The 17,964-nt window shown below is 70.6% G+C and carries 14 protein-coding genes and 1 pseudogene; 7 read left to right on the plus strand and 8 right to left on the minus strand.

The annotated features are described in order from the left end of the window. Window positions 1-28: 28 nt before the first annotated feature. Window positions 29-409: a cyclophilin-like fold protein gene (locus ABZ939_RS05635; protein WP_361849637.1), complete on the minus strand. Its 381-nt coding sequence runs from the start codon at window positions 407-409 to the stop codon at window positions 29-31. A 207-nt stretch (window positions 410-616) separates the two neighbouring features. Between ABZ939_RS05635 and ABZ939_RS05640 the strand changes: the two genes are divergently transcribed. From ABZ939_RS05640 to ABZ939_RS05655, 4 genes are read left to right on the plus strand one after another with little or no spacing between them, the layout of a single operon-like run. Next, the gene (locus ABZ939_RS05640; protein WP_361849639.1) at window positions 617-2,125 is read left to right on the plus strand and encodes a cytochrome ubiquinol oxidase subunit I; all 1,509 of its coding nucleotides are present in this window, start codon (window positions 617-619) and stop codon (window positions 2,123-2,125) included. Window positions 2,126-2,143: 18 nt separating this feature from the next. Next, window positions 2,144-3,148 carry a cytochrome d ubiquinol oxidase subunit II gene (cydB, locus tag ABZ939_RS05645; RefSeq protein ID WP_361849641.1) on the plus strand — a complete coding sequence of 335 codons (1,005 nt, stop codon included), beginning with the start codon at window positions 2,144-2,146 and terminating at the stop codon, window positions 3,146-3,148. Between the two features lie 15 nt (window positions 3,149-3,163). Beyond that, on the plus strand, window positions 3,164-6,703 hold the full coding sequence (cydD, locus tag ABZ939_RS05650) for a thiol reductant ABC exporter subunit CydD (protein WP_361849643.1): 3,540 nt from the start codon (window positions 3,164-3,166) through the stop codon (window positions 6,701-6,703). 20 nt (window positions 6,704-6,723) lie between these two features. Beyond that, the gene (locus tag ABZ939_RS05655; RefSeq protein WP_361849645.1) at window positions 6,724-8,436 is read left to right on the plus strand and encodes a GAF domain-containing protein; all 1,713 of its coding nucleotides are present in this window, start codon (window positions 6,724-6,726) and stop codon (window positions 8,434-8,436) included. A gap of 45 nt (window positions 8,437-8,481) precedes the next feature. On the opposite strand, the gene ABZ939_RS05660 is transcribed toward ABZ939_RS05655, so the two are convergent. The 7 genes and pseudogenes from ABZ939_RS05660 to ABZ939_RS05690 form a co-directional block, all read right to left on the minus strand. After that, a complete protein-coding gene (locus tag ABZ939_RS05660) occupies window positions 8,482-9,342 on the minus strand; it encodes a Cof-type HAD-IIB family hydrolase (protein WP_361849647.1) in 861 nt (286 codons plus the stop codon). A 152-nt stretch (window positions 9,343-9,494) separates the two neighbouring features. After that, window positions 9,495-10,397 carry an LLM class flavin-dependent oxidoreductase gene (locus ABZ939_RS05665; RefSeq protein ID WP_361849649.1) on the minus strand — a complete coding sequence of 301 codons (903 nt, stop codon included), beginning with the start codon at window positions 10,395-10,397 and terminating at the stop codon, window positions 9,495-9,497. A gap of 63 nt (window positions 10,398-10,460) precedes the next feature. After that, on the minus strand, window positions 10,461-11,003 hold the full coding sequence (locus tag ABZ939_RS05670) for an RNA 2'-phosphotransferase (RefSeq protein WP_361849986.1): 543 nt from the start codon (window positions 11,001-11,003) through the stop codon (window positions 10,461-10,463). 153 nt (window positions 11,004-11,156) lie between these two features. Next, window positions 11,157-12,077, minus strand: coding sequence for a MerR family transcriptional regulator (locus ABZ939_RS05675; protein WP_361849651.1), 921 nt, complete (start codon window positions 12,075-12,077; stop codon window positions 11,157-11,159). A gap of 25 nt (window positions 12,078-12,102) precedes the next feature. Next, window positions 12,103-12,279: pseudogene (locus ABZ939_RS05680) on the minus strand (metal-dependent hydrolase); the annotation flags it as partial. 32 nt (window positions 12,280-12,311) lie between these two features. Continuing rightward, window positions 12,312-14,090, minus strand: a complete 1,779-nt coding sequence (locus tag ABZ939_RS05685) for an SDR family oxidoreductase (RefSeq protein ID WP_361849653.1) — start codon at window positions 14,088-14,090, stop codon at window positions 12,312-12,314. Continuing rightward, a complete protein-coding gene (locus ABZ939_RS05690; protein ID WP_361849655.1) occupies window positions 14,090-14,935 on the minus strand; it encodes a M24 family metallopeptidase in 846 nt (281 codons plus the stop codon). The genes ABZ939_RS05685 and ABZ939_RS05690 overlap by 1 nt, the downstream gene beginning before the upstream one ends. 248 nt (window positions 14,936-15,183) lie before the next feature. On the opposite strand from ABZ939_RS05690, the gene ABZ939_RS05695 reads away from it, so the two are divergent. From ABZ939_RS05695 to ABZ939_RS05705, 3 genes are read left to right on the plus strand one after another with little or no spacing between them, the layout of a single operon-like run. Then, window positions 15,184-16,149 (plus strand): ABC transporter ATP-binding protein, encoded by a 966-nt coding sequence (locus ABZ939_RS05695; RefSeq protein ID WP_361849988.1) that lies wholly within the window; start codon window positions 15,184-15,186, stop codon window positions 16,147-16,149. Next, complete coding sequence (locus ABZ939_RS05700) at window positions 16,146-17,042, plus strand: ABC transporter permease (RefSeq protein ID WP_361849657.1); 897 nt, start codon at window positions 16,146-16,148, stop codon at window positions 17,040-17,042. The genes ABZ939_RS05695 and ABZ939_RS05700 overlap by 4 nt, the downstream gene beginning before the upstream one ends. Next, window positions 17,039-17,950, plus strand: a complete 912-nt coding sequence (locus tag ABZ939_RS05705; RefSeq protein ID WP_361849659.1) for an ABC transporter ATP-binding protein — start codon at window positions 17,039-17,041, stop codon at window positions 17,948-17,950. The genes ABZ939_RS05700 and ABZ939_RS05705 overlap by 4 nt, the downstream gene beginning before the upstream one ends. Window positions 17,951-17,964: the final 14 nt, after the last annotated feature.

Consider the following 17,964-nt stretch of genomic DNA (forward strand, 5'->3'; position numbering starts at 1 on the left):
CCGGGGGGAGTGTGTCGAGGGCGGCCGGTCAGTCCTCGACGCGCTCGACGCGGATCGGGTCGCCGTCCCTGACGGTGGCCAGGACGCGCGCATCGCCGTCGAGCGAGCCCAGGAGGTTGCACGGGCTCGCGAGCCGGCATTCGGAACCCCGGGATATCGGGGTGGGGCCGTAGGGGAGCGCGAGCGCGTCGCCCTCGGTCCAGAAGGCGACCGTGCCCGGCTCCACCACCTGCTGCGCGTCGGACTCGACCGCGGTGGAGACCGGAGTGTCGAAGTAGACCTCCTCGCCCCAGGTCCGGGCGGTGGAGGAGATCGGGAGAGCCCCCACGAGCGCCTTGCTCGTGGGGGTTTCGTCGAGGGTGGCCGTGGTGTGACCGGCCGGCCAGGAGATGCGGATACGAAGGGTCATGCCCCCGATTCAACAATATGTTGAAGGCTTGGGGAAGGGGTGACCTTCGAGTAGGGGACCCCCGGTCTTACGTACGGATTTCGTATGAGCCATAATGCTTGTGAATGTGAACGCGTTCACAAGCGTGTCACAGTTCATCCCGAGATGGGTGGGAATGAAGGGGCAAACTGCCCCCTGTGACCACGGCGATGTAAGGAGAATGACGACGTGGACCTAGCTCTGGCGCCAGAGACTCTGGCGCGATGGCAGTTCGGCATCACCACCGTCTACCACTTCCTCTTCGTTCCACTGACGATCTCTCTCGCCGCTCTCACCGCCGGCCTTCAGACCGCCTGGGTGCGCACGGAGAAGGAGAAGTACCTCAAGGCGACGAAGTTCTGGGGCAAGCTCTTCCTGATCAACATCGCGATGGGCGTCGTCACCGGCATCGTGCAGGAGTTCCAGTTCGGCATGAACTGGTCCGACTACTCCCGCTTCGTCGGTGACGTCTTCGGTGCACCGCTGGCCTTCGAGGCCCTGATCGCGTTCTTCTTCGAGTCCACGTTCATCGGCCTGTGGATCTTCGGCTGGGACAAGCTCCCCAAGAAGATCCACCTGGCCTGCATGTGGATGGTGTCGATAGGCACCATCCTCTCCGCGTACTTCATCCTGGCGGCCAACTCCTGGATGCAGCACCCCGTCGGCTACCGCATCAACGAGGAGCGGGGCCGGGCCGAGCTGACCGACTTCTGGCTGGTGCTGACGCAGAACACGGCGCTCACCCAGTTCTTCCACACCATGACGGCCGCGTTCCTGGTCGGCGGCGCGTTCATGGTGGGCATCTCCGCCTTCCACCTGGCGCGCAAGAGGCACGTCCCGGTCATGCGGACCTCCCTGCGGCTCGGCCTGATCACGCTGATCATCGCCGGGCTCGGCACGGCCATCAGCGGCGACCTGCTCGGCAAGGTCATGTTCAAGCAGCAGCCGATGAAGATGGCCGCCGCCGAGGCCCTCTGGGACGGCGAAGCCCCGGCGCCCTTCTCGGTCTTCGCCTACGGCGACGTCGACAAGGGCCACAACTCGGTGGCCATAGAGATCCCGGGACTGCTGTCGTTCCTGGCGAACGACGACTTCAGCTCCTACGTCCCGGGTATCAACGACATCAACAAGGCCGAGCAGGAGAAGTTCGGACCCGGCGACTACCGCCCCAACATCCCCGTCGCCTACTGGGGCTTCCGCTGGATGATCGGCTTCGGCATGGCCTCGCTCACCATCGGCATGGTCGGGCTCTGGCTGACCCGCAAGAAGTTCATGCTGGCGCCGGGGTTGCGGACCGGTGAGGACGAGGTGCCGAATCTGGTCCTGTTCAAGCGGAAGGCCCTGAGCCCCCGCCTGGCCAAGTGGTACTGGATCGTCGCCCTCTGGACCATGGCCTTCCCGCTGATCGCCAACTCCTGGGGCTGGATCTTCACGGAGATGGGACGCCAGCCCTGGGTCGTCTACGGCGTGCTGCGCACCAGGGACGCGGTCTCCCCCGGTGTCTCGCAGGGCGAGGTCCTGGCTTCGATGACCGTCTTCACCCTGCTCTACGCCGTACTCGCGGTGATCGAGGTCAAGCTGCTGGTCAAGTACGTCAAGGCCGGACCTCCCGAGCTCACCGAGGACGACCTCAACCCGCCCACCAAGATCGGCGGGGACGACCGTGACCCCGACCGGCCCATGGCCTTCTCGTACTGAGGCTCAGGAGATCGAGGCATGGAACTCCACAACGTCTGGTTCGTACTCATCGCCGTCCTCTGGACCGGCTACTTCTTCCTCGAAGGGTTCGACTTCGGAGTCGGCGTCCTGACCAAGCTGCTCGCCCGGGGCCGCCCCGAGAAGCGGGTCCTGATCAACACCATCGGTCCCGTCTGGGACGGCAACGAGGTGTGGCTGCTGACCGCCGGCGGCGCGACCTTCGCCGCGTTCCCCGAGTGGTACGCGACGCTCTTCTCCGGCTTCTACCTGCCGCTGCTGATCATCCTGGTCTGCCTGATCGTGCGCGGTGTCGCCTTCGAGTACCGGGTGAAGCGGCCCGAGGAGAACTGGCAGCGCAACTGGGAGGAGGCCATCTTCTGGACCTCCCTGATCCCCGCCGTGCTGTGGGGCGTCGCCTTCGGCAACATCGTGCGCGGAGTGAAGATCGACGCGGAGAAGGAGTACGTCGGCACCTTCGGGGACCTGCTCAACCCGTACGCGATCCTCGGCGGCCTGGTCACCCTCGCCCTCTTCACCTTCCACGGGACGGTCTTCGCGGCCCTCAAGACGGTCGGCGACATCCGGGTGCGCGCCCGGGCGCTCGCGCTGAAACTGGGTCTCGTCACCGCCGTCCTCGCCCTCGGGTTCCTGATCTGGACCCAGACGGACAAGGGCGACGGCGGCAGCCTGGTCGCCATGATCCTCGCCGTGGCGACGCTGGTCGGTGCGATCGGAGCGATCAAGGCGGGGCGCGAGGGCTGGTCGTTCGCGCTCTCGGGTATCACGATCGCCGCGACGGTGGCGATGCTCTTCCTGACGCTCTTCCCCAATGTCATGCCGTCTTCGCTCAACCCCGAGTGGAGCCTTACGGTGACGAACGCGTCGTCGAGCCCGTACACGCTGAAGATCATGACGTGGTGTGCGGCGATCGCGACGCCGCTGGTGCTGCTCTACCAGGGCTGGACCTACTGGGTGTTCCGTAAGCGGATCGGTACGCAGCACATCGCCGACGCCGCTCACTAGTGGGGGATGTTTCACGTGAAACCGATCGATCCGCGTCTGCTCCGGTACGCCCAGGCCACCCGTCTCTTCCTGACGGCGGTGGTGGTGCTCGGCCTGGCCGGGGCGGCGCTGGTCGTCGCCCAGGCGATGCTCATCGCCGAGGTGGTGGTCGGGGCCTTCCAGAAGGGCCTGTCGGTTTCCGACCTGACCACGCCGCTGCTGCTGCTCGCCGGAGTCGCGGTGGGGCGGGGGCTGGTCTCCTGGCTGACCGAGCTGGCCGCCCACCGGGCGAGCGCGGCGGTCAAGTCGGAACTCCGTGGACGGCTCCTTGCGCAGGCGGCCACGCTGGGGCCGGGCTGGCTCAGCGGGCAGAAGGCCGGCTCGCTGGCCGCGCTGGCGACTCGGGGAGTGGACGCGCTCGACGAGTACTTCTCGCGGTATCTCCCGCAGCTGGGGCTCGCGGTGGTGGTGCCCGTGGCGGTCCTGGCGAGGATCGTCACCGAGGACTGGATCTCGGCGGCCGTCATCGTCGTGACCCTGCCGCTCATCCCGCTCTTCATGATCCTCATCGGCTGGTACACCCAGGCCCGGATGGACCGTCAGTGGAAGCTGCTCTCCCGGCTTTCGGGACACTTCCTCGATGTGGTGGCCGGACTGCCGACACTCAAGGTGTTCGGACGGGCGAAGGCGCAGGCCGAGTCGATCCGCGCCATCACGTCGGAGTACCGCCGGGCGACGATGAAGACGCTGCGCATCGCGTTCCTGTCGTCCTTCGCCCTGGAGCTGCTGTCGACGCTGTCGGTGGCGCTGGTCGCGGTCGGCATCGGAATGCGGCTGGTCCACGGGGACCTCGACCTGTACACCGGTCTGGTCATTCTGGTGCTCGCACCTGAGGCATACCTCCCGATCCGGCAGGTGGGGGCGCAGTACCACGCGGCGGCGGAGGGGTTGGCCGCCGCCGAGGAGATCTTCGAAGTCCTCGAGGCCCCGGCAGCGGAGCGTGGCGCGGAGGCCGTGCCGTCGTCGCCGCGCATCGAGCTGGAGAACGTGACCGTGCGGCACGCGTGCCGCACGGAACCCTCGCTGGACGCGGCCTCGCTCGTCGTGGAACCGGGCGAGACGGTGGCCCTGGTGGGCCCGAGCGGAGTGGGCAAGTCGACGCTGCTCGATGTGGTGCTGGGGTTCGCGGCGCCGGAGCCGGGCGGCTCGGTCCGCGTCGGCGGTGTGGAGCTCAGTGCGCTGGACGTGGAAGAGTGGCGGTCACGGATCGCCTGGGTGCCGCAGCGTCCGTATCTCTTCGCGGGCACCATCGCGGAGAACGTCCGCCTGGCCCGCCCGGACGCCTCCGACGAGGCGGTACGGGAGGCGCTTCGGGACGCCGGGGCCGATGAGTTCGTGGCAGGCCTGCCGGAGGGCGTCGAGACGCCGCTGGGCGAGGACGGGGTGGGCCTCTCCGCGGGCCAGCGCCAACGTCTCGCCCTGGCCCGCGCGTTCCTCGCCGACCGGCCACTGCTTCTCCTGGACGAGCCCACGGCCGCGCTGGACGGTGAGACGGAAGCCGCCGTGGTCGACGCGGTCCGCCGTCTCGCCGCCGGCCGCACGGTGCTTCTGGTCGTTCACCGCCCGGCGCTGCTCGCGGTCGCGGACCGCGTGGTGGAGCTCCGGCGGACCACCGCCGTCGACGCGGCGGAGCCCGGCGCGGCCCCGCAGGTGTCCGCCGTCCCGTCCACACCCGACGGCCCGACCGCAGTCCACGGCACGGTCGGGACGGAGACGGAGTCCGCAGGGGCCGGGCGTTCGGTCTTCGGGCGTGTCCGCGCCATGGCGGGAGAACTCAGGGGCCGGATGGGCCTGGCCCTGCTGCTCGGGAGTCTGGCGCTGGGGTCCGCCGTGGGGCTCATGGCGGTGTCCGGGTGGCTCATCTCGCGGGCGTCCGAACAGCCGCCCGTGCTCCATCTGATGGTGGCCGTCACCGCCACGCGGGCGTTCGGCATCGGGCGGGCGGTGTTCCGGTACGCGGAGCGGATCGTGTCCCACGACGCCGTGCTGCGGATGCTCGCCGAACTGCGCGTGTCGGTCTACCGGCGCCTGGAGCGCATCGCCCCCGCCGGACTGCGCAGCACCCGCCGGGGCGACCTGCTCTCCCGGCTCGTCCAGGACGTCGACGCCCTCCAGGACTACTGGCTGCGCTGGCTGCTGCCCGCGGCCGCCGCGCTCGTCGTGGGGGCCGGCTCCGTCGGATTCACCGCCTGGCTGCTGCCCGAGGCCGGCGCCGTGCTCGCCGCCGGGCTGCTGGCCGCGGGAGTGACCGTCCCGCTGCTGAGCGGCGCCCTGGCACGCCGGGCCGAACGACGGCTCGCACCCGCCCGTGGCGCGCTCGCCGTCACGGTCCTCGACCTGCTGCGCGGCTGCGCCGAACTGACGGTCGCCGGGGCGCTGAGGGACCGTATCGAGCGGGCCAGGACTGCCGACCGTACGCTCACCTCCATCGCCTCCCGGCAGGCCGCCGCCACCGCGCTCGGGGCCGGGCTGTCCGCGCTCGCCTGCGGAGTGACGGTCGCCGCCGCCGCGTTCGTCGGCGTCCAGGCCGTCCGCGACGGGCGCCTCGACGGCGTCACGCTCGCCGTCGTCGTCCTCACCCCACTCGCCGCCTTCGAGGCCGTCACCGGACTTCCGCTGGCCGTCCAGTACCGCCAGCGCGTCAAGCGCAGCGCCGAGCGGGTGTACGAGGTGCTCGACGCCCCCGTCCCCGTACACGAGCCCGCGGCGCCGGTCGCACCTCCGCAGAGCCCCTTCCCCCTGGAGGTCACCGGCCTCTCCGCCCGCCACGCGGGGCAGGAGCGGGATGCCCTCGGTGACTTCACCCTCACCCTGGAGGCCGGCCGCCGGGTCGCCGTCGTCGGCGCCTCCGGATCGGGGAAGACCACCCTGGCCCAGGTGCTGCTGCGCTTCCTGGACGCCGACGCCGGCTCGTACCGGCTCGGCGGTGTGGACGCGGCGGAACTCGACGGCGACGACGTCCGTCGCTTCGTCGGCCTCTGCGCCCAGGACGCCCACACGTTCGACAGCACCATCCGCGAGAACCTGCGCCTGGCGCGTACCGGCGCCGACGACGACGAACTGCGGGCCGCCCTCGGCCGGGCCCGGCTCCTCGACTGGGTGGACGGGCTGCCGGACGGCCTCGACACACAGGTCGGCGAGCACGGCTCACGGATCTCCGGCGGTCAGCGGCAGCGCCTCGCGCTCGCCCGGGCGCTCCTCGCCGACTTCCCCGTCCTCGTCCTCGACGAACCGGCCGAACACCTCGACCTGGCCACGGCGGACGCGCTCACGGACGACCTGCTGCGGGCGACCGAGGGCCGCACCACTCTCCTGATCACCCACCGGTTGCGCGGCCTCGACGCCGTCGACGAGGTGGTGGTCCTGGACGAGGGCCGGACCGTTCAGCGCGGGCCGTACGGCGAGCTCGCGCAGGCCGAAGGCCCCTTGCGCCGGATGCTGGAGCAGGAGCGGGAGAGCGATCTCCTGCTCGCCGCGGGGAGCAGGACGGGAGGCCCGACTTTTCTCGCCAAATAGGACTTACTAGGCTCAAGGTCATGACCGCCGCCGTGCCCGACGTCCCCGACCCCCTGGAAGTCGCGACCCTGGCCACCCGCAGCCTCCAGGGCCTCTCGACGGAGCTCACGGCGCGGGTGCCGCAGCTCCTCGAGGCCATGCGCTCCGTCGGCACGGGACTCGAACTCCACTCGACCCTCGACCGGATCTGCGAGACCGCGGCCGAGCTCGCCGACGCCCGCTATGCCGCGATCGGCGTCGTCGACGACGAGGGCGACGGGCTCTCCGACTTCGTCACCTTCGGTGTCGACGAGATGATCGCCCGCCGGATCGGGCGGCGGCCCGACGGGCACGCGGGGCTGCTCGGCGCGCTGATCCGCGAACCCGAGACGATCCGGCTGGACGATCTGTCCACCGACCCACGTGCCGCCGGGTTCCCGCCCGGACACCCTCCGATGCGGACCTTCCTCGGTGTCCCGATCAGGGTCCAGGGGGAGATCTTCGGCAACCTCTATCTCGCCGAGAAGAGCGGCGGCGGCGAGTTCAGCGACTACGACGTCCACATGGTCCGGGTGCTCGCCACCGAGGCAGGGATCGCCATCGGCAACGCCCGCCTCTACGAGGCGGCCCGCCAGCGGGAGCGCTGGATCGACGGCTCGGTCGCGGTCACCACCGCTCTGCTCTCCGGCGGTGACGCGGACGACGCCCTCGCGGTGGTCGCCGAGCAGGCCCGCAGACTCGCCGACGCGGCCGCGGGGATCGTGCTGCTGCCCGCCCAGGACGGCGGCCTGGAGATCGTCGCCGTCTCCGCCGACCGGCCGAGCACGTCGCTGGGCGTGGTGATCCCGCCCGAGAGCACCGTGGTGCGGCGGCTGCTGGAAGGCGAGGCGGTCTTCGTGGACGACGCCTCCGGCGATCCGCGCATGATCAGCCGACTGGCGGCCCAGTACGGACCGACCATGCTGCTGCCCCTGCACAGCGGTGGCAAGGTGCTCGGCGCGCTCGCCATGCCCCGCGCGCGGGGCGGTCGGCAGTTCACGGAGGCGGAGCGGACCCTGGCCACCCAGTTCGCCTCCCAGGCCGCGCTCGCGCTGATGATGGCCGACGCGCAGCGCGACCGGGAGCGGCTCGCCGTCTACGAGGATCGCGACCGGATCGCCCGCGACCTGCACGACCTCGTCATCCAGCGGCTGTTCGCCACCGGGATGATGCTGGAGAGCGCCCAGCGCAAGTCGATCGTGCCGGCGGTGCGCGAGGGCGTCGGCAAGGCCGTGGACGAACTGGACGTGACCATCCAGGAGATCCGTACCGCGATCTTCGCGCTCCAGCAGGGACCCGCCGAGGCCCCGTCCGGACTGCGCACCCGCGTGCTGCGGGAGATCAACATGGCGGCCGTGCCGCTGGGCTTCAAACCCGCGCACCGCTTCCTCGGCGCGATCGACTCGACGGTCGGCGAACTCACCGGCAAGAACCTCATCGCCGCCCTGCGCGAAGCCCTGTCCAACGCCTTCCGGCACGCGGAGGCCACCCGGATCGAGGTTGTCGTCGACGCGGGTGCCGAACTCCCCGACGGCACCGCCGGGGTCCGGCTCTCGGTCGCGGACGACGGCGTCGGCATCCCCGAGGGCGGCCGGCGCAGCGGACTGCGCAACCTGACGCGACGCGCCGAATCCCTGGGCGGGTCGAGCTGGTGCGGTCCGGGCCTCGGGGAGGACGGCGGCGGTACGACGGTGGTGTGGCAGGTCCCGCTGTAGGCCCTGGTCGCGTCACGGGCCCGCCGTGACTCCGTCGGCGACCCGTCAGGCGTCGTCGATGGTGCCCGCGAGGATCTGTTCGATGACGACGGCCACGCCGTCCTCGTTGTTGGCGACCGTACGGCCGGAGGCGGCGGCGATCACGGCCGGGTGGGCGTTGCCCATCGCGTACGAGCGGCCGGCCCAGCCGAGCATCTCGATGTCGTTGGGCATGTCGCCGAAGGCGACGACCTCGTCGGCGGAGATGCCCCGCTCGGCGCAGCAGAGGGCCAGGGTGGACGCCTTGGAGACGCCGAGGCCGCTGATCTCCAGGAGCGCGGTCGGGCTGGAGCGGGTGAACGAGGCCAGCCCGCCGGCGGCCGCGCGGGCCGTGGACAGGAAGACGTCGGGGTCGAGCTCCGGGTGCTGGGCGAGCAGCTTGAGCACCGGGGCGGCCGCGCCGGGCTCCTCCTCGAAGAGCAGCTTCTCGGCCGTGGCGACGGTCGCGCCCGGGTCCAGGAAGAAGGGCGGGTACTGCGGCTCGTAGTGGATGCCGGTGGTGAGCTCGACCGCGAACGAGGTGCCCGGGGCGGCGGCGCGCAGCGTCCGCACGACGTCGAGCGCGACGTCCCGCTCCAGGGGGCGTACCTCCAGGAACGTTCCGCCCGCGTGCAGGTCGACGACGGCCGCGCCGTTGGCGCAGATCGCGAGGCCGTGGCCGTGGACGTGGTCGCTGACGACGTCCATCCAGCGCGCCGGGCGGCCGGTGACGAAGAAGACCTCGATGCCGGCCCGCTCGGCGGCGGCGAGCGCCGCGACCGTGCGCTCCGAGACGGACTTGTCGTCGCGCAGCAGGGTGCCGTCGAGGTCGGTGGCGATCAGTCGGGGGGCCGGGGCGGCGGGGCGCGGGGAATGGGGTGAGGTCACCGATCCATTCTTCCGTACCGCGTGCACGGGCGTGCGAGAGGGCGCACATCTGAGAGGGATGTTTGCCCGCCCTCGCCTGGCGCCCCGGCTCGCTCGCCGCCCCGCCTCGCCTGCCGTCTCGCCCCGCCTCGCCGCCCCGGCCGTGTCCGTGGTCAGCCGAGCTGTGCGGTGGCCTCGGTCGCGATCTTCTCGAAGACGGCCTGATCGGCGGCGAAGTCCGAGTCGGGGATGGGCCAGTGGATCACGATCTCGGTGAAGCCGAGCTCCTGGTGGCGGCCGGCGAAGTCGACGAAGGCGTCCAGGGACGCGAGCGGCCGTCCGCGGTCCGGGGTGAAGCCGGTGAGCAGCACCTTGTCCAGCTCGGACACGTCGCGGCCGATGTCCGCGCACGCCTTGCCCAGCTTCTCGACCTGCCCGCGGATCGCCTCGACGGACTGCTCCGGCGTGCCCTCCTCGAACAGCCTCGGGTCGCCGGTGGTCACCCATGCCTGCCCGTGACGTGCGGCGAGCTTCAGGCCGCGCGGGCCGGTGGCGGCCACGGCGAACGGCAGCCGCGGGCGCTGGACGCAGCCGGGGATGTTGCGGGCCTCGTCCGCGGAGTAGTGGGCGCCCCGCTGGGTCACCGCATCCTCGGTGAGCAGCCGGTCGAGCAGTGGCAGGAACTCGCCGAACCGGTCCGCCCGCTCCTTCGGCGTCCACGCCTCCTGGCCGAGCACCGTGGCGTCGAAGCCGTTGCCGCCCGCGCCGATGCCGAGCGTGACCCTGCCGCCCGAGATGTCGTCCAGGGAGATGAGCTCCTTGGCGAGGGTCACGGGGTGGCGGAAGTTCGGCGAGGTGACCAGGGTTCCGAGGCGCATCCGCTCGGTGGCCGTCGCGGCGGCGGTGAGCGTGGGCAGCGCGCCGAACCAGGGGCCGTCGCGGAAGGTCCGCCAGGACAGGTGGTCGTAGGTGTAGCCGGCGTGGAAGCCGAGCTCCTCGGCACGTCGCCAGCGCTCGCGGCCGCCGTCGTGCCAGCGGTGGACGGGAAGGATCACGGTGCTCAGGCGCAGGGTCATGCACTCGAGCCTACGACGGCCCCGCGGGACCCTCGTCCCGTACGAAGCACGCGCCCGGCTGCCTCAGCCGGGGAAGCGGAGGAACTCCGGGGGAACGGTGTCGGTCAGCCAGACGCCGTTGGCGCTGACATGGAAGACGTACCCGGCCCGGTGCATCGCGCCGGCGTCCACGCTCAGGACGACCGGGCGGCCACGACGTGCGCCGACCCGGGTCGCGGTCTCGCGGTCGGGCGAGAGGTGGACATGGTGGCGGGCCATGGGCCGCAGGCCCTCGGCCCGGATGGCGTCCAGGCGGGAGGCGACCGTACCGTGGTAGAGGTACGCGGGTGGCTCGGCCGGCGGAAGGTCCAGGTCCACCGCGACGGTGTGACCCTGGCTGGCCCGGATCCGTGTGCCCTCGATCGCGAAGCGCTTCTTGTCGTTGGCGGCGACGACATGGTCCAGCTCGGCGCGGCTGATCGGGAAGCCGTGCGCGGCCGCCGCCCGCAGGAGCGTGTCGATCTCGGTCCAGCCGTTCGCATCGAGAACCAGCCCGATGCGTTCGGGCTGATGACGCAGATGCTTCGAGAGGTACTTCGACACCTTCACGGTGCGTCTCTCGTCCATCGGTCTGTTCATGGCGCAAGGATGCCGGAGGGCGGCCCGGCGGACCATTGAATTGCGGTACGGATGTTTGATCCACAACCAACTTGGTTTATCCACAGGCGAATTGGCGATTCTGTGGATAACACCCCTACGATATAAGGCGTATTGCGCTATTCAACTGCCTTCCAAACCATTTGACGCGAGTGCGTCCAATGTCCTTGTCTGTACCTCGCGTTCTGCTGCGGCCGTGATGAACGCCGCCACGTTCTCCACGCCAACGAGCCGCTGAACGGCCCGAATCGTTCCGGACGGCAGTGTCACCGGCCGCGGCTCGTCCTGCCGAACCGGCGGAGGGTCGACCGACAGATGGTGCTGCAGATGGCGGGTGGCGAACAGCCGCATCGCACGCGCGAGTTCGGCGTCGACGGTCTGCTGGGCGAGCGGCCGGAGCCGGCGCACCATCGTCGCCGCCGCGGCCGCATCGGCGTCCGTCGGCGGCCGATGCTCCAGATAGCGTGCGAAGACATGCTCGGTGGTGAACTCCAGGAAACGCGAGGCGATGTGCTCGACCTGGACGCGAAGCTCCCGCAGATGGCCGGAGATTGCCGAGAGCGGCACGCCGGCCTCGTGCAACTCGGCTGCGACCGCCAGCTCTTGGGGGCTCGGAACCAGGAACTCGTCGTCCCGGTCCGGGACCCGCTCCAGGACCCCGAGCTCGATCGCCTCCCGGATCGCGTCCTCGTCGGGCGTGCCGCCGAACGTGGCGTCGAGCTCCTCGCGGGAGATCCGGTCGGCCTTCTCGTCCGTCCACGGCCCGTCGACCTCGGCTACCAGACCCAGCACACCGCCCAGCCCGCGGCCCGCGTCCCAGGCCTCCAGGAGTTCCTTGATGGAGGCCAGGGTGTAGCCGCGGTCCAACAGGTCCGCGATCTGCCGCAGCCGGGCCAGATGCGTGTCCCCGTACACGTTGGACCTGCCCCGGCGCTCCGGCCGGGGCAGCAGGCCGCGGTCCTGGTAGGCGCGGATCGTCCGGACCGTGGCTCCGCTGTGGTGGGCCAGATCCTCGATCCGGTACTCCGTCGACTGCTCCGACAAACCCGCTCCCACCCACTCGCTCCGGCTACCCGATCGCGGCGCGACCCACCGCACCCGCAGCGGCCCTGGCCGCGGGAGAGGACGCGAGGTATTCGACGGCCTTGCGCAGGGACCCCTCCTGCGAGGGATGGTACGACCGCCGGAAGTGGCGGGGTACGGCCGCGCCCAGCTCGCGCCGGTTCGGCAGCGGCCCCTTGGCGACGGGTGCGGTGACGGCCATGCCCTCGATGACGCTCACGCCGGCGGCTCCCATCGGGCTATCGCCCGCAGGGTCCTGGGGGCGAATCGGGACATGAAGTGGGCGCCGCGCGCCTCCGGGGTGACGGGGACGACGGCCTGGTTCCGCACCACGGCGCGCAGGATCGCGTCCGCGACCTTCTCCGGCGGGTAGTTGCGCAGGCCGTAGAGGCGGGAGGCCTCCTTCTGGCGGCGCTTCTGCTCCTCCTCGCCGGCTCCGGCGAACCGTGCCGTCGCGGTGATGTTGGTGTTCACGATGCCGGGGCAGATCGCCGAGACCCCGATGCCCTGGCCGGCCAGTTCGGCGCGCAGGCACTCGCTCAGCATCAGCACGGCCGCCTTGGACGTGCTGTACGCGGGCAGGGCCCGGGAGGGCTGGAAGGCCGCGGCGGAAGCGGTGTTCACGATGTGCCCGCCCTGGCCGCGCTCGGCCATCTGCCCGCCGAAGATCCGGCAGCCGTGGATGACGCCCCAGAGATTGACGTCCAGGACCTTCTTCCACTCCTCGGTGGTCGTCTCGAAGAAGGAGCCGGACAGACCGATGCCGGCGTTGTTGACGAGGACGTCGACGACTCCGTAGTCGCTCGCCACCTTCGCGGCGAGCTTCTCCATGGCCTGCTCGTCGCTGACGTCGGCGGTCTCGCCCCAGGCCTCGGGCGCGCCGATCAGCCGCGACATCTCCGCCGTCCGCGCCGCGCCCTCGGCGTCCCGGTCGACGGCGACGATCCGCGCGCCCGCCTCGGCGAAGGCGAAGGCGGTGGCCCGGCCGATACCGCTGGCGGCGCCGGTCACCAGGACCAGCTGGCCGCCGAACCGCTCGGCGTACTCCGGCTTCGCCGGGCTCTTCGCGGCCGGCGCGGGCGCCTTCAGCGACGGGTCCTCGTTCCTGTCCACGAACTCGGTGATCCAGGCGGCGAGCTGGTGGGGGCGGGTACGGGGCACCCAGTGCTTGGCCGGCAGAGAGCGCCGGGTCAGGTCCGGCACCCACGTGGCGAGGTCGTCGTAGAGCCGCTCCGACAGGAAGGCGTCGCCGGTCGGGGTGATCAGCTGGACCGGCGTGTGCGCGTACGCGTCGGCTCGCGGACGGCTCAGCCGAGCGCGGACGTTGTCCCGGTAGAGCCAGGCGCCGTGCGCCGCGTCGTTGGGCAGGGAAGGCGTCGGATAGGTGCCCGCCGGGATCTTCTCGACCCGCTGGAGGATCTTCGGCCACTGCTTGCCCAGCGGTCCGCGCCAGGCGAGCTCGGGCAGGACGGGGGTGTGCAGCATGTACACGTACCAGGACTTGGCGCCCTGGCCGAGGAGCTGGCCGACCCGGCGCGGGGTGGGCCGGGACATCCGCTGCTTGATCCAGTGACCGAAGTGGTCGAGGGAGGGGCCCGACATCGAGGTGAAGGAGGCGATCCGGCCCTCGGTGCGCGGGACGGTCACGAACTCCCAGGACTGCACCGAACCCCAGTCGTGGCCCACCAGGTGGACGGGCCGGTCCGGGCTGACCGCGTCTGCGACGGCCAGGAAGTCGTCCGTCAGCTTCTCCAGGGTGAACCCGCCGCGCAGCGGGGCCGGCGCCGTGGATCGGCCGTGGCCGCGGACGTCGTACAGCACCACGTGGAACCGCTCGGCGAGCCGGTGCGCGACCTCCGACCAGACCTCCTTCGAGTCCGGATATCCGTGCACGAGCAGCACGGTCGGCCGGCTCTCGTCGCCCAGTTCGGCGACGCACAGCTCGATCCCGCCCGTACGGACCCAGCGCTCCCGCGCCCCCTTCAGCCCGGCCATCACACGTCCCTCTCGTTCCAGCGCCGCACGTGCGGCAGGTCGTCGTCCAGCCAGAACGCGCTCTGCTCGGGGTCCTTGGAGTCGGTGACGACCAGGATCTCCTCGAACTTCCCGCCCGTACCCCGGAATCCGAGGTGCGGCTCGACCGCCCACAGCCCCGGCCGGGGCGGATGGTCGGAGAACTTGTACGGCGACCAGAGCGGCGACCAGCCGTCGCGGTGGCCGTGGATCGCATCGCTCGCCAGCCCCTTGAGTGACTGGGTGCCGAAGCCGAAGAGCGTGGGCGACCAGCGGCGCTCCTTCACCCGGTCGATCTTGTGCGCGATCACACCGAAGGGATACGCGCGGTGCCGGTTGGCGTACCCCTGGCGGACCATGAGCCGGTCCACGTTCTCGTAGATCTCGCGCAGGGAGCGGCGCTCGCGCACCTCGCTCAGGATCAGCTCGCGGTGCGCCTTCAGATCGGCGAGCAGCTTGTCGTGCACCGGATTGAGGCCCAGGCAACCGGAGTACCCGATGTCCGAGGTGTAGCCCTTGTGCACCGGGGCCATGTCGAGGATGAACGGCATCCCCGCCTCGAGGCGCCGGTTCGTGGGGAAGAACTGCAGCGGGATCTTGAAGTCGACGAAGGCCGTGCGGTCGCCGAACCAGGCGAAGGGCCGGTGGAACCAGTCCCGCACGCCCCGCTCGTACAGCCAGTCGCGCTGCATCTTCGCGGCCTCGCGCTCGGTCACCCCCGGCTTGAGCTGGGCCGCGACGGCTTCCGCGCACTCGTACGACAGGCGCTGCACTTCTCTGAACCCGCGCAGTTCCGCGGTCAGTTCGCTTGTCACCGCTGAGGTCATCCCACCCGTCCGTCCCGTGAACATCCGTGTGCGCTACGTGCCCGTAACTTGACACTGATGAATGTGACAATGCCCGGCGGCTGCGTCAAGGGTCGTGCGCGAGCCTGTGGAAAAGCGCAGGCGCGTTCCTGTGGAAAACGACTTTGGTCTCGACTCCCCTACGGGTTCGTACACCTGGAGTCGGATACGGAACGAGCCGTTGGGCTGACGACTGCTGTGGCGTGCGCCACTACCGTCGAAGCGTGACTGTGATCGCCACCGAAAGCCTCAGCAAGCGGTTCCCCCGGGTGACCGCTCTCGACCGGCTCTCCCTGGACATCGGGCCCGGTGTGACCGGACTGGTGGGTGCCAACGGAGCCGGCAAGTCCACGATGATCAAAATCCTGCTGGGCCTGTCCCCCGCCACGGAAGGCCGCGCCGAAGTGCTCGGCCTGGACGTCGCCACCTCCGGCGCCCAGATCCGTGAACGCGTGGGGTACATGCCCGAGCACGACTGCCTCCCGCCGGACGTCTCGGCCACCGAGCTCGTCGTCCACATGGCGCGGATGTCGGGCCTGCCCGCCACCGCCGCCCGTGAGCGGACGGCCGACACCCTGCGCCATGTCGGTCTGTACGAGGAGCGGTACCGCCCCATCGGCGGCTACTCGACCGGCATGAAACAACGGGTGAAGCTGGCCCAGGCGCTGGTCCACGACCCGCAGCTGGTCCTCCTCGACGAGCCCACCAACGGCCTCGACCCGGTGGGCCGCGACGAGATGCTCGGCCTGATCCGACGCATCTGGACGGACTTCGGCATCTCGGTCCTCGTCACCTCCCACCTCCTCGGCGAGCTCGAGCGCACCTGCGACCACGTCGTCGTCATCGACGGCGGACGGCTGCTGCGCTCCAGCTCCACCAGCGACTTCACCCAGACCACCACGACCCTCGCGGTCGAGGTCACCGACTCCGACACGCACCCCGACGGCGCCCACGCCCTGCGCGGCGCGCTCGCCGCGGCGGGCGTCACCCTGCACGAGGGTGTGGAGGACGGACTGCCGGGCGCCGGGCACGTCCTCCTGCTGGAGGCGGCGGGCGAGGAGACGTACGACCTCGTCCGCGACACCGTCGCCGACCTCGGCCTCGGTCTCGTACGGATGGAGCAGCGGCGGCACCACATCGCCGAGGTCTTCCGCCCCGACGCCCAGAAGCAGCAGGAGGAGGTGCCGGCGCGATGAGCTCCCAGGCTCCCGAGACCACCCAGATCCACAACATCGGCTACCGCAACTACGACGGGCCGCGCCTCGGCCGCGCGTACGCGCGCCGGGCACTGTTCTCGCAGTCGCTGCGCGGAGCGTACGGACTGGGCCGCAGCGCCAAGTCCAAGGTGCTGCCGATGATCCTCTTCGCGGTGATGTGCGTTCCCGCGCTGATCATCGTGGCCGTGGCGGTCGTCACCAAGGCGTCGAAGCTGCCGGTCGACTACACGGCCTACGCGATCTACCTCCAGCTCGTGATCTGCATCTACCTGGCCGCCCAGGCGCCCCAGTCCGTCTCCCGCGACCTGCGGTTCAGGACGGTGCCGCTGTACTTCTCGCGGCCGATCGAGCGGATCGACTACGTCCTCGCCAAGTACGGCGCGATGGCCTCGGCGCTCTTCATCCTGACCGCCGCGCCGCTGCTGATCCTCTTCATCGGCTCGCTGCTCGCGAAGCTGGACTTCGCCGACCAGGCGGCGGGCTTCGGCCAGGGGCTCGTCTCCGTGGCGCTGCTCTCGCTGCTGTTCGGTGGCATCGGCCTGGTCATGGCCGCGCTCACCCCGCGGCGCGGCTTCGGCGTCGCCGCCGTCATCGCCACGCTGGTGATCTCCTACGGCGCGGTCTCCACGCTGCAGGGCATCGCCTACGGCACGGACAACATCGACGCCATCCAGTGGATGGGCCTGTTCTCGCCGATCACGCTCATCGACGGGGTGCAGACCGCCTTCCTCGGCGCCACCACCTCCTTCCCCGGAGGGGAAGGAGCGGGACCGGGCGCCGGAGTCGGCGTCGTGTACCTGCTGGTCGTCCTCGCGCTCATCGCCGGCTCGTACGGAGTCCTGATGCGCCGCTACCGAAAGGTCGGGCTGTGACTACGCTCAACATCGACCACGCCTCGCGGTGGTTCGGCAACGTCGTGGCCGTCAACGACGTCACCATGACCATCGGCCCGGGTGTCACCGGCCTCCTCGGCCCCAACGGCGCCGGGAAGTCGACCCTCATCAACATGATGGGCGGCTTCCTCGCCCCGTCCACCGGCACGGTCACCCTCGACGGCGAGGCGATCTGGCGCAACGAGTCCGTCTACCGGAAGATCGGCGTCGTCCCCGAGCGTGAGGCGATGTACGACTTCCTCACCGGGCGCGAATTCGTCGTCGCCAACGCCGAGTTGCACGGCCTCGGCGCCAAGGAGGCCCAAGTGGCCCTCGCCACGGTCGAGATGGAGTACGCGCAGGACCGCAAGATCGCCACGTACAGCAAGGGCATGCGGCAGCGCGTGAAGATGGCCTCGGCCCTCGTCCACGATCCGTCCGTGCTCCTGCTGGACGAGCCGTTCAACGGCATGGACCCGCGCCAGCGCATGCAGTTGATGGACCTGCTGCGCCGGATGGGCTCCGTGGGCCGCACGGTGCTGTTCTCCTCGCACATCCTGGAGGAGGTCGAGCAGCTCGCCTCGCACATCGAGGTGATCGTGGCCGGGCGCCATGCCGCCTCCGGCGACTTCCGCAAGATCCGCCGGCTCATGACGGACCGGCCGCACCGCTATCTCGTACGGTCCAGCGACGACCGGGCGCTCGCGGCCGCGCTCATCGCCGACCCGTCCACGGCCGGCATCGAGGTCGACCTCGCCGAAGGCGCCCTGCGCATCCAGGCGGTGGACTTCGGACGGTTCACGGAACTGCTGCCCCGGGTCGCCCGGGAGCAGGGGATCCGACTGCTGACGGTCTCGCCGTCGGACGAGTCCCTCGAATCGGTCTTCTCGTACCTCGTAGCGGCCTGAAAGGAGCCTGACCG

The organism is Streptomyces sp. NPDC046712 (assembly GCF_040645695.1).
In the GTDB taxonomy this organism is placed as follows: domain Bacteria; phylum Actinomycetota; class Actinomycetes; order Streptomycetales; family Streptomycetaceae; genus Streptomyces.